General features: G+C 65.6%; 12 protein-coding genes. 4 read left to right on the forward strand and 8 right to left on the reverse strand.

Going from position 1 to position 12,004, the window contains the following annotated elements; translation table 11 throughout:
• Positions 1-4: 4 nt before the first annotated feature.
• Positions 5-802: a M90 family metallopeptidase gene (locus FJ694_RS09030; RefSeq protein ID WP_157266251.1), complete on the forward strand. Its 798-nt coding sequence runs from the start codon at positions 5-7 to the stop codon at positions 800-802.
• Positions 803-816: 14 nt separating this feature from the next.
• Here FJ694_RS09030 and clpA read toward each other — a convergent pair whose 3' ends face one another.
• Together clpA and clpS are read right to left on the reverse strand one after the other, a co-directional pair.
• Positions 817-3,123 (reverse strand): ATP-dependent Clp protease ATP-binding subunit ClpA, encoded by a 2,307-nt coding sequence (gene clpA, locus FJ694_RS09035; protein WP_157266252.1) that lies wholly within the window; start codon positions 3,121-3,123, stop codon positions 817-819.
• Positions 3,120-3,470 (reverse strand): ATP-dependent Clp protease adapter ClpS, encoded by a 351-nt coding sequence (clpS, locus tag FJ694_RS09040; protein WP_157266253.1) that lies wholly within the window; start codon positions 3,468-3,470, stop codon positions 3,120-3,122. The genes clpA and clpS overlap by 4 nt, the downstream gene beginning before the upstream one ends.
• 190 nt (positions 3,471-3,660) lie before the next feature.
• Here clpS and FJ694_RS09045 point away from each other — a divergent pair, with 190 nt between their 5' ends.
• From FJ694_RS09045 to FJ694_RS09055, 3 genes are all read left to right on the forward strand, one after another.
• A complete protein-coding gene (locus FJ694_RS09045) occupies positions 3,661-3,903 on the forward strand; it encodes a cold-shock protein (RefSeq protein WP_157266254.1) in 243 nt (80 codons plus the stop codon).
• 172 nt (positions 3,904-4,075) lie between these two features.
• On the forward strand, positions 4,076-4,846 hold the full coding sequence (gene aat, locus FJ694_RS09050) for a leucyl/phenylalanyl-tRNA--protein transferase (RefSeq protein ID WP_157266255.1): 771 nt from the start codon (positions 4,076-4,078) through the stop codon (positions 4,844-4,846).
• Positions 4,843-5,583, forward strand: coding sequence for an arginyltransferase (locus tag FJ694_RS09055; protein ID WP_157266256.1), 741 nt, complete (start codon positions 4,843-4,845; stop codon positions 5,581-5,583). The genes aat and FJ694_RS09055 overlap by 4 nt, the downstream gene beginning before the upstream one ends.
• A gap of 156 nt (positions 5,584-5,739) precedes the next feature.
• On the opposite strand, the gene FJ694_RS09060 is transcribed toward FJ694_RS09055, so the two are convergent.
• The 6 genes from FJ694_RS09060 to boxB are packed head-to-tail and all read right to left on the reverse strand — an operon-like array spanning position 5,740 to position 11,884.
• A complete protein-coding gene (locus FJ694_RS09060) occupies positions 5,740-6,354 on the reverse strand; it encodes a LysE family translocator (RefSeq protein ID WP_157266257.1) in 615 nt (204 codons plus the stop codon).
• Positions 6,355-6,398: 44 nt separating this feature from the next.
• Entirely contained in the window at positions 6,399-6,842 is a 444-nt protein-coding gene (locus tag FJ694_RS09065; RefSeq protein ID WP_157266258.1) for a MaoC family dehydratase, read from the reverse strand.
• Positions 6,839-8,386 (reverse strand): 3-hydroxyacyl-CoA dehydrogenase, encoded by a 1,548-nt coding sequence (locus FJ694_RS09070; RefSeq protein WP_157266259.1) that lies wholly within the window; start codon positions 8,384-8,386, stop codon positions 6,839-6,841. The genes FJ694_RS09065 and FJ694_RS09070 overlap by 4 nt, the downstream gene beginning before the upstream one ends.
• Before the next feature lie 21 nt (positions 8,387-8,407).
• A complete protein-coding gene (locus FJ694_RS09075) occupies positions 8,408-9,187 on the reverse strand; it encodes an enoyl-CoA hydratase-related protein (RefSeq protein ID WP_157266260.1) in 780 nt (259 codons plus the stop codon).
• Between the two features lies 1 nt (position 9,188).
• Positions 9,189-10,430: a benzoyl-CoA 2,3-epoxidase subunit BoxA gene (gene boxA, locus FJ694_RS09080; RefSeq protein ID WP_157266261.1), complete on the reverse strand. Its 1,242-nt coding sequence runs from the start codon at positions 10,428-10,430 to the stop codon at positions 9,189-9,191.
• 14 nt (positions 10,431-10,444) lie between these two features.
• Entirely contained in the window at positions 10,445-11,884 is a 1,440-nt protein-coding gene (boxB, locus tag FJ694_RS09085) for a benzoyl-CoA 2,3-epoxidase subunit BoxB (protein WP_157266262.1), read from the reverse strand.
• Positions 11,885-12,004 lie beyond the last annotated feature (120 nt).

Here is a 12,004-nt window from a genome sequence, read left to right on the forward strand (position 1 = left end):
AGACGTGCTCGGCTGGCTTCGTCAATCGCTGCAGCAGCGGCGGGAAGCGCGTGCCCTAGAGCGCCGCCCTATTCCGGATACCCTGTGGCAACTCACACTCCGGCGATTCCCCTTTCTGTCCCTACGCAGCGATGCCGACCTGCTGGCGCTGCGGCGGCTGTGCAGCCTGTTCCTGGACAGCAAGGAGTTTCACGGCGTTGATGGGTTCGAGTTGCGCAACGACATTGTCGTGGCCGTGGCTGCGCAGGCCTGCCTGCCGGTGCTCAAGCTTGGCATCTCCTGCTACGAAGGATTTGTGGGCATCGTCATGCATGCCGACTCGGTAGTGGCGCCACGAGAGCTTCGCGACGAGGCCGGCGTGGTTCATGTATACGACGAGGTTTTGGCCGGTGAAGCAGTCGGGGGCGGGCCTGTGATGCTCAGTTGGAACGATGTCTACGGCACAGCGCCAGCAGCACAAGGCCAGCCAGCCTACAACGTCGTCATCCACGAATTTGCTCATGTACTGGATATGCGTGACGGCGTCGCCGATGGCGTGCCGTTGCTGCCAGATGCTCAGACCCAGGTTCGCTGGCGCGACGTGTTTGAGCCGGAGTTCAAACAGTTCTGCCGTTGGGTGGATCGCGGCGTGGAAACCGCCATTGACCCTTACGGCTGCGAAGGTCCGGAAGAGTTTTTCGCCGTGGCTAGTGAGGCCTTTTTCGTCACGCCACTGGCGCTAAAAGAACAACAGCCGGCGATGTACCGGCTGTTGATGTCGTACTACCTGCAGGACCCAGCGGACCACGCCCACCGGGGCTGAATTTCAACGCATCGTCAGGAGGTCGTAGCCGGTTCGGCCCGCGGCCGGTCGCTCTTGCGCGGCTCGATCTGCAACTGCACCTCTTCCTTATCGTCGAGGTCTACGGTCAAGCGACCGCCCTCGACGAGTCGGCCAAAGAGCAGTTCGTCAGCCAGGGCGCGGCGGATCATGTCCTGGATCAGGCGCTGCATCGGGCGCGCGCCCATGAGCGGATCGAAGCCCTTCTTCGCCAAGTGTTTACGGAGGGAGTCGGTAAAAGTGACTTCCACCTTCTTCTCGGCGAGTTGACTCTCCAACTGCAACAGGAACTTGTCCACCACACGCAGGATGATTTCCTCGTCCAGGGCGCGGAAACTGACTGTGGCATCCAAGCGGTTGCGGAACTCAGGCGTAAACAGGCGCTTGATGTCGGCCATCTCGTCGCCGCTTTCGCGCCGGGTTGTGAAGCCGATGGTTGCCTTGTTCATCGTCTCGGCACCCGCATTGGTCGTCATGATGATGATGACGTTGCGGAAATCCGCCTTGCGCCCATTGTTGTCGGTCAGCGTGCCATGGTCCATGACCTGCAACAGCACGTTGAAGACGTCAGGATGCGCCTTCTCAATCTCGTCGAGCAGCAGCACCGCGTGCGGCTTCTGGGTCACAGCCTCGGTCAGGAGACCGCCCTGATCAAAACCGACATAGCCTGGAGGCGCGCCAATGAGGCGGCTCACCGCATGGCGCTCCATGTATTCGGACATGTCAAAGCGAATCAGCTCGATGCCCAGGATGAACGCAAGCTGCTTGGCTACCTCAGTTTTGCCCACGCCGGTCGGACCGCTGAATAGGAACGAGCCGATCGGCTTGTCGGGTTTACCCAGGCCGGAGCGTGCCATTTTGATGGCCGCAGCCAGCGCATCAATGGCTGGGTCCTGGCCGAACACCACGCTCTTGAGATCACGATCCAGTGTCTTGAGCTTGCTACGATCGTCGCTCGACACCGAAGCCGGCGGGATGCGGGCGATCTTGGAGACGATCTCTTCTACCTCAGTGCGCGTGATTGTCTTCTTCTGCTTACTCTTGGGCAGGATTCGCTGCGCTGCGCCGGCCTCGTCAATCACGTCAATGGCCTTATCAGGCAGGTGCCGGTCATTGATGTACTTTGCCGATAACTCTGCAGCCGCCTGCAGGGCACCCAACGCGTACTTCACGCTGTGGTGTTCCTCGAAACGGGACTTCAGGCCCTTGAGGATTTCCACCGTCTGTTCCACCGACGGCTCGACCACGTCCACCTTCTGGAAACGCCGCGACAGCGCCGCATCCTTCTCGAAGATGCCGCGGTACTCGCTAAAGGTGGTGGCGCCGATGCACTTCATTGCCCCGGAACTCAGCGCCGGCTTGAGCAGGTTGCTGGCATCTAGAGTACCGCCCGACGCGGCGCCCGCACCGATCAGGGTATGGATTTCGTCGATGAACAGGATGGCGTGCGGCTGGTCCTTGAGTTGCTTGAGCACGCCCTTGAGCCGCTGTTCAAAGTCGCCGCGATACTTGGTACCTGCCAGGAGTGCACCCATGTCAAGCGCGTATACCGTCGAGCTCGCCAGCACCTCCGGTACATCACCCTGCGTAATGCGCCACGCTAGGCCTTCGGCGATGGCGGTCTTGCCGACGCCGGCTTCGCCAACCAACAGCGGATTGTTCTTGCGGCGCCGGCACAGCACCTGGATGACCCGCTCGACTTCGCCTTCCCGGCCGATAAGGGGATCAATCTTGCCAGCGCTGGCCAGCGCATTCAGGTTCTGCGTGAACTGATCCAGCGGGGAGCCCTTGCCCTCGCCGGCCTCTTCCTTTTCCGATTCGTTGCTACTGCTGTTGTCGTTGGAACGGGTCGGCTCAGGTGGATCTGACTTCTTGATCCCGTGTGCGATGAAGTTAACCACGTCCAGTCGTGTCACGCCCTGCTGGTGGAGGTAGTACACCGCGTGCGAGTCCTTTTCGCCAAAAATGGCGACGAGCACGTTGGCTCCGGTAACTTCCTTCTTGCCGCTGCCCGTGCTTTGCACATGCATGATGGCCCGCTGGATCACGCGCTGGAAGCCTAGCGTGGGCTGAGTATCGACCTCGTCTGTACCGCCTACCGTCGGCGTGTTCTCCTTGATGAACGCCGAGAGGCTCTTGCGCAGGTCATCGATGTTGGCGGCGCAGGCACGCAGCACTTCAGCTGCAGAAGGGTTGTCGAGCAATGCCATGAGCAGGTGCTCTACGGTGATGAATTCATGCCGCTGCTGGCGCGCTTCCACGAACGCCATGTGCAGGCTAACTTCCAGTTCTTGCGCGATCATGCGGCCTCCATAATGCACTGCAACGGGTGACCAGAGCGGCGTGCCGCTGCCAGTACGAGTTCAACCTTGGTAGCCGCTACGTCTTTGGTGTAAACACCACAAACGGCCCGACCTTCATGGTGGATCTTCAACATGAGGTGCGTGGCGGTCTCCAGGTCGCGCTTGAAGTACTCCTGTAACACCATCACCACGAACTCCATTGGGGTGTAGTCGTCGTTGAGCAAGACGACTTGGTACAAGCGAGGCGGACGGGTGCGCGCCGTCTTGCGCTCCGCCACCACGGCGCCGTCGTCGCGCCCAGGTACAACAGGGGCTCGTGAAGGGAGCTTGGGAGGTTCCGAGGGCATGGTTTCATTCTATCGACTTGGTCTGCATTGGCATCTGCTACGGATATTGCACTTGCCGCGATGGCCGCAAGGACAGGATGCCCATTGGATGTGTCAATTTGTATGAAGATGGTGACGTTGCTCATTGACACGAGCGGAATGCCCCTAACAAAATCTGCTGCACCGCAGCAAAAAACTTGGAGGGAAGAAGATGGCTATCGGTACTGTCAAGTGGTTCAATGACGCCAAGGGTTTCGGGTTCATTCAACCTGCAGATGGTGGAGCAGACGTGTTCGCGCACTTCTCTGCCATCCAGATGGAGGGCTTCCGTACGCTCAAGCAAGGCAGTCGCGTGAGCTTCGAAATCGTCAAGGGCCCAAAGGGCGAGCTGGCTCAAAACATCCGTGCCATCGACTCGCCCGCATCGGCCGTAAGCAACACGGACCTAGGCTGAACTTGTCTAGTGCAGCCTTTCGAGGCGGCGGTCGCTTCGAAGGGTGAACTCCTGCAGTTCCTCATTACTTGGTTCTCAACTGGAACGGGCATCGTGTCGTAGACACCATGTCCGGACAGTCGGGAATTTCTGATCTTTTCCGTTCGCCTGTGCAGCAGGGATCATCTTCCTCATGAGCCCGCCGCTGCCTTGGCTGGAAGACGAATGCACGCCGTTGCCAGCGCCGACCAAGGCGCTGGGAATTGACTCGCATGCGCCTGGGCTGCTGGCTGCGGGCGGCCAACTCACGCTCCGGCGATTGTGCGAGGCCTATCGCAACGGCGTCTTTCCGTGGTTTTCTCAAGGACAGCCCGTGCTGTGGTGGTCGCCGGACCCGCGCATGGTGTTGCCCGCTACCGAATTCCGCCTGCACCGTTCGCTGCGCAAGACGCTGCAGCGCTTCATCGCAGCGCCGGATTGCGAAGTTCGCATCGACACCGCTTTCAGTGACGTGTTGAACGCGTGCGCCAACAGTCCTCGCGAGGGGCAGGACGGCACCTGGATCGTGCCCGACATGCAACGCGCCTACACCGCTTGGCATGGCGCAGGCTGCGTGCACAGCTTCGAAACCTGGATTGATGGCGAGCTTGCTGGCGGGCTCTACGGCGTTGCGCTGGGCCGAATGTTCTTCGGCGAATCGATGTTCTCGCGCCGCACGGACGCTTCCAAGATCGCGCTTGCGGCACTGGTGTGCTTTTGCCGGGTGCAGGGCATCAGGCTTATCGATTGCCAACAGAACACGTCGCATCTGGCTTCGCTGGGTGCGCACGAGATGCCGCGCGCCGAGTTTCTGCGCCACGTGGCGAACACCGTGGATGCCGAACCCGTGCGGGACTGGACCTATCATGAAACGATGTGGACGCAGCTGGGCCTGCGTCCGACGCTTCGAGGTGCTCGCGCGTGACCGCTCCCAAGGAACTTCCCCTCGCGTCGCTGCAGTTCTATGCCACGGCGCCCTACCCTTGCAGTTACCTGCCGAGCCGGCTGGCCCGCTCCCAGGTCGCAACGCCCAGCCACCTCATCCATGCCGACGCCTATTCCGAACTGGTGGCGCGCGGCTTCCGGCGCAGCGGGCTGTTCACCTACCGGCCTTACTGCGATGGCTGCCGCTCCTGCGTGCCGCTGCGGGTGCCGGTCCGCGAGTTCACACCCTCGCGCAGCCAGCGCCGCGCCTGGAAGGCCCATCAGGGCCTGGTGGCGCGCGTGCTGCGCCTGTGTTTCCTGCCCGAACACTACCAGCTCTACCTGCGCTACCAGTCCGGACGACACAGTGGCGGTGGCATGGACCACGACAGCGTGGACCAGTACACCCAGTTCCTGCTCCAGAGCCGCGTCAACTCGCGTCTGGTGGAATTCCGTGAACCCAGCGAATCTGGCCTGGGCGCCCTGAAGATGGTGTCGATCCTCGACGTGCTCAGTGACGGCCTGTCCGCCGTCTATACCTTCTACGAGCCCGACGACAGCGCCAGTTACGGTACCTACAACATCCTCTGGCAGATCGAGCAGACCCGCTTGCTGCGCCTGCCCTACCTTTACCTGGGCTACTGGATCGCTTCCAGTAACAAGATGGCCTACAAGGCCCAGTTCCGCCCGCACGAACTGCTGGTCGACGGACGCTGGCAGTCAGGTTCCGACAGCTGATTGCTTCTGGGTCCAAGTTCGACGTTGGGATGTCTTTTTTGTTTTACAGCCATGTATGTTGTTTAAATTGAAGCATGTCCGCGTCTCGGGTCTGTCACAGCTCCATACCCACAGCGCTGCTTGGCATCCGTCACCAGGCGGCCGGGGCCGTGCCCTTTACACCCGCAGCATCCACGCAGCCGTGGCCACCAGCACCAGCGCCATGGCACGGTTGAACCACAGCAGGCGCCGCCCTTGCGCCAGCCAGCGCCGCAGCACGGAACCCACGAGCGCATAGCTGAAGTTGCTGCTCCAGGCGAACACCACCATCACCACGCACACGATGGCCAAGCGCTGCCCCGGATTGGTCGCGGGCAACCCATGGGCGCTCGTCACCCAGCCGCCGGCCAGCGCCAGGGCCAGCATCCAGGCCTTGATGTTGAGGAACTGCAGTCCCACGCCCTGCCAGAAGCCGACGTCCAGACGCCGCTCGTCCGCCTGCCCCAGTTGTGCCGAGTGCGACAGCTTCCAGGCCAGCCACAGCAGGTAGGCAATGCCACCCGCCTTGACCGCGCCCCGCGCCGCCGGCACCGCCAGCAGCAGCCCGCCCAGGCCCAGTCCGCACAGCAGCATCAGCAGTGTCCAGCCCACCGGGACGGCGGACACGAACACCAGCGCGCGGCGCAGCCCGAAGTTCACGGCCAGCGCGGTGGACAGCGTGGTGTTCGGCCCGGGCGTGAAGCTCATGGCCGTGGCCAGCGTCAGCAGGGCCACGAATTCATCTGCACTCATCCGGTGCAGTCTATCGGGCGATCACGGCCTGCCGTCCGGCGCCCTCACCTGGTCGCCGCAAGGTTGAACAGGCTCGTCGCCTCCAGCTCCAGCGCCTGGCGTCCATCCTCATGCAGCAGTTCCCAGCGCCAGCGCAGCACGCCCAGGTCCGGCTTGCTCTGCGAACGCCGCACCTCCAGCACCGTGGCTTCCAGCCGCATGGGCTCGCCCGGCCGCACCGGGTTCGGCCACTTGACGTAGGCAATGCCCGGCGAGGCAAAGCTTTCCGACCCGTCCAGCGCCGCCACGCAGGCCAGGCGCATGGCCAGGCCACAGGTCTGCCAGCCGCTGGCAATGAGCCCCTTAAAGGGCCCGCGCTCGGCGGCGGCCGGATCGGTATGGAACCACTGCGGATCCCAGGCTCGCGCGAACTCGACGATCTCCGCCTCGCTCAGCGCCACGGGCCCCGCCGTGATGCGCTGCCCCGCGTGGAACTCCGCGAACTTCAAGCGCCACCCCCGATGCATTCCACCTCGTGCGTGCCCTGCCCCCAGGCGCGCAGGCGCAGTCCCGGGCTGACGCGGTAGCGTTCACCGCGGTAGTGCGCGTCCAGCGCATCGAGCAGCGCGATCACCGCCGCTGCGTCCCAGCCGCGCAGCCACTCGAAGGGCCCTTTCGGATAGTTCACGCCCAGCTTCATCGCCGCATCCGCCCCGGCTTCGTCGCACACGCCCTGGTGCACGGCGTCGGCCGCCTCGTTGATGAGCATGGCGATGGTGCGGGCCACCACCAGCCCCGGGGCATCCGCCAAGCGCTGCGCGGAAAAGCCCAGCGCCCGCAGCCAGCGCGGCGCCGCCTTGACCCAACCGGCCGAGGCTTGCACCGCCGGCGCCCACGCCAGCACCGCGCCCGGCTCGGCCGCCAGCGGCAGGTCGAACACCGCCACCTCCGACACCTCGCCCGCGCCCACCTGCGACGCGGGCCGCCCGTCGGTCAGCCGCAGCTGCGCGCCGTCGATTTCCAGTCCGACCCAGTCGCTGTCCGGGACCGGCTCGAAGCCGCGCCCCGCCGCCGCCAGCGCCGCGCCGATGCGCCGCGCCACCGCGCCGCGCCCGTGCAGGCTCAGGAGGGTCGCCGCCGGCAGCTCCACCGGCTCGAAGGCCGGCAACGCGGGTTTCACCGCCCCTTCGGCGTAGTCGTAGAAGCCGCGCCCCGACTTGCGGCCGAGCAGCCCGCCATCGACCAGCTCACGCTGCACCAGCGAGGGCACGAAGCGCTTGTCGAAGAAATTGGCCTCGAACACCGACTGCGTGACGGAGAAGTTGGTGTCGTGCCCGATGAGGTCCATCAGCTCGCACGGCCCCATCCTGAAACCCGCCGCGCGCAGGCAGGCGTCCAGCAGCGCCGGCTCGGCGGCCCGCTCCTGCAGCAGCGCCAGCGTCTCGGCGTAGTACGGCCGCGCGATGCGGTTGACGATGAAACCCGGCGTCGAGCGCGCGTGCACCGGCACCTTGCCCCAGCGCTTCGACAGCTCGAAGATGGCCTGCGCCACGGCCGGCTCGGTCTGCAGCCCGGACACCACCTCGACCAGCTTCATCAGCGGCACCGGGTTGAAGAAGTGCATGCCCACCAGCCGCCCGGGCCGCTGCAGCCCGTTGGCAATGGCCGTGACGGAAATGGACGAGGTGTTGGTCGCCAGCACGCAGTCCGCACCGACGATGCCTTCGAGCTGCCGGAACAGCGCGCGCTTCGCATCGAGCTTCTCGACCACTGCCTCCACCACCAGCCGCGCCGTGGCGGCGGCGTCGAGCGAGGCCACCGGCTCGATGCGCGCCAGCGCCTGCCTCACCGCCTCGCCCGTCAGCTTGCCCCTGGCCACCAGCGCCTCCAGGCTGGCGGCGAGCTGGTCCCGGGCCTGCGCCGCCGCGCCCTCGCGCAGGTCGAACAGAAACACCCGGTGCCCGGCCTGTGCCGCCACCTGCGCGATGCCCGCGCCCATGATCCCCGCGCCCACCACCAGCAGCGGCGCGTCCTGCAGCGAATCGACGTTCATGCCCTGACTTTCATGCTGTCTTCACTCCTTCGGCATCCAGTGCGGCGGGCGCTTGGCCAGGAAGGCATCGAAACCCTCGCGCGCCTCGGCCGTGGCGCGCACGCGCGCGATGGTCTGCGCCGTGAGCTCGCGCACGTCCTCCGTAATCGGCCCGACCTGGAGCTGTGCGAACAGCCGCTTGATCTCGCCCTGGGCCTGCGGCCCGCCCACCAGCAGCTCGGCCGACACGGCGTCCACGGCGCTGTCGAGCCCGTCCAGCGGCACCACCTTCTGCACCAAGCCGATGTCCAGCGCCTCCTGCGCGCCGATGCGGCTGGTGGTCAGCGCCAGCCGCAGTGCCTGGCGCTTGCCCACGGCGTTGACCACGTACGGCCCGATCACGGCGGGCAGGATGCCGAACCTGGCCTCGCTCACCGCGAACTTCGCATCCTCCCCGGCGACGGCGATGTCGCAGGCACAGGCCAAGCCCACGCCGCCGCCCAGCGCCACGCCCTGGACGCGCGCGATGGTCGGCTTCGGGCACTGCTGGATGGCGGCGAGCATGCCGGCAAAGCGGCGCGCGTCCTGCAGGTTCCACGCCTGCGTGGCGGCGCTGGCGCGCTGCATCCACTGCAGGTCGGCCCCCGCGCTGAAGGCCTTGCCCGCACCTTCCAGCACGATCACCCGCACGGCCGCGTCCCCGGACAGCTGCGTGAAAGCCTCGTGCAGCGCCGCGATCATGCTTTCGTCGAAAGCGTTGAACACCTCCGGCCGGTTCATGCGCACGCGCGCCACGGCACCGCGCTCGACGACGACGCTCATGTCAGTAGGTCTCCAGGTGCAGCCGGCCTTCGCGCTTGAGCTGCTGGTGCAGCGCCGGCCAGTCCAGCTCGTGGCGCTGCGCCACCTCGCGCAGCACCTCCAGCACGCCCGCCTCCATGCCCTTCAGGCCGCAGACGTAGAAATAGGTGTTCGGGTCCCGCAGCAACGCGGCCAGGTCGGCGGCGCGCTCGCGCATTGAATCCTGTACGTAGCGTCGCGGCTGCCCGGGCGTGCGCGAGAAGGCGAAGTTGATGTCGATGAAGTCCTTGGGCAGGTTCATCAGCGGACCGAAGTACGGCAGCTCCTGCTGCGTGCGCGCGCCGAAGAAGAGCATCAGCTTTCCGCCCTCTCCCTTGCCGCGGCGGCGGCGGCGGCGCTCGGTCATGGCGCGCATCGGCGCGCTGCCGGTGCCGGTGCAGATCATCACCAGGTGGCTGCCGGCATGGTTGGGCATCAGGAAGCTGGCGCCGAAGGGGCCGATCACCTGCACCGTGTCGCCCTTCTTCAGGTCGCACAGGTAGTTCGAGGCCACGCCGCGCACCGGCCGGCCCTGGTGGTCCTCGGTGACGCGCTTCACCGTGAGGGACACGTTGTTGTAGCCGGGGCGCTCGCCGTCGCGCGGGCTGGCGATGGAGTACTGGCGCGCGTGGTGCGGCCGCCCGTTGGCGTCCACGCCCGGCGGCAGGATGCCCAGCGACTGCCCTTCCAGCACCGGGAACGGTTGCGGGCCGAAGTCCAGCACGATGTGGTGCGTGTCGCTGTCGGTGCCCAGCTCCGTGACGCGGTAGTTGCCCGCCACGGTGGCCGTCACCGGGTTCTTGTGCCCATAGAGGTTGACGTAGGGATGCGACGCCGACCACGGCGGCACCTGCGCGCCGTTGACCGCGTCGGACAGCGGGCTTTCGACCGCGGCCTGCGCCTGCACCTGCGGCCCCGCCGCCTCGGCCGCGGTATCGGTGACCAGTCCCAGCGCCTTCTCTCCGGGCAGCTCTTCCCAGCCGAACTGCTCCTCCAGCGAGTACGCCTCCAGCCGCAGCACCGTGCGCCAGTTGTCGATGGCGCCGGTCGGGCACGGCGGCACGCAGGCCATGCACGCGTTGCACTTGCCCGCGTCCACGACGTAGTTCGTGCCGTCGTGCGTGATGGCGTCGATCGGGCAGGTCTCTTCGCAGGTGTTGCAGCGGATGCAGATCTCGGGGTCGATCAGGTGCTGCTTGAGCACCTCGGGCAGCGGGGCGTTCACGGTCGGTTCCGCCTTCAGTTGAAGCGCACGTACTCGAAGTCGATGGGCCGGCGGTTGATGCCCATGACCGGCGGCGCGATCCAGTTGGCGAACTTGCCGGGATCGACCACCCGGCCCATCAGCGAGGCGACGAAGGCACGGTCCTCGGCGCTGGGCAGCCAGTTCTTCTCCTGCGCCGCCCATTCCTCGCCGCTGACCACGCGCCCATCCGGCGTGACGTTGGCGCCGGCGAGCGAGCCGATCCTGCGGTTGAAGGCCTTGTGCGGCGCCACCAGCCGGAACGGGATGCCGGCCTTCTCGATGACCTTGTTCCAGCGGTTCACGCCGCCGATCGAGTCCTTGATGTAGTCGTCGCGCAGCACCTCGTTGAGCGCGTTGAGCATCGGCACCTCGCGCTCGACCAGCTGGCCGCCGGACCCGTTCTTCTCCACGCCCAGCACCTTGTAGGTGCGGCCGTGCAGCCGGTGGTCGTCCTCGCGCTTGGTCTCCTCGAACCGGCCCTTCAACCCCGAGTTGTAGAAGATGGCCGCGTTGCTCGACTCGTCGGCGCCGAACAGGTCGATGGTCACGCTGAAGTGGAAGTTCAGGTAGCGCTGGATCGTCGGCAGGTCGATCACGCCGGCGGCGCGGATCTTCGCCGGGTCGTCGGTCTTGAGCTGGTTCATCACCTCGCAGGTGCGGGCGATCACGCGCGACACGCCGGACTCGCCCACGAACATGTGGTGCGCTTCTTCCGTCAGCATGAACTTGGTCGTGCGCGCCAGCGGGTCGAAGCCGCTTTCAGCCAGCGCGCACAGCTGGAACTTGCCGTCGCGGTCGGTGAAGTACGTGAACATGTAGAACGACAGCCAGTCCGGGGTCTTCTCGTTGAAGGCGCCCAGGATGCGCGGGTTGTCGGCATCGCCCGAATGCCGCTCCAGCATCGCGTCGGCCTCCTCGCGACCGTCGCGGCCGAAGTACTTGTGCAGCAGGTACACCATGGCCCAGAGGTGGCGGCCCTCCTCCACGTTGACCTGGAACAGGTTGCGCAGGTCGTACTGCGACGGCGCGGTGAGCCCCAGGTGGCGCTGCTGCTCCACGGAAGCGGGCTCGGTGTCGCCCTGCGTCACGATGATGCGGCGCAGGTTGGCGCGGTGCTCGCCGGGCACGTCCTGCCAGGCTGCCTCGCCCTTGTGCTCGCCGAAGTTGACCTGGCGGCCCGCCTCCTGCGGGTTCAGGAAGATGCCCCAGCGATAGTCCGGCATCTTCACGTGCCCGAACTGCGCCCAGCCCTGCGGATCGACGCTGACCGCCGTGCGCAGGTACACGTCGAAGTTCTGCGAGCCGTCCGGGCCCAGGTCGCTCCACCACTGCAGGTAGTTGGGCTGCCAGTGTTCGAGTGCGCGCTGCAGCGTCTTGTCCTCGGACAGGTTGACGTTGTTGGGGATCTTCTCGCTGTAGTTGATGGCGGACATGGCGGTGTCTCCTGAGATGTCGTGATCCGTATCCCGTTCGTCCCGAGGTATCGAAGAATGAACGGCCCTGACCGGTATGCAGCCAACCGAGCCTGTCGGATTCGGCCTTCGATACCTCAG

The organism is Azohydromonas aeria (genome assembly GCF_009760915.1).
Classification (GTDB): Bacteria; Pseudomonadota; Gammaproteobacteria; order Burkholderiales; family Burkholderiaceae_C; genus Azohydromonas; species Azohydromonas aeria.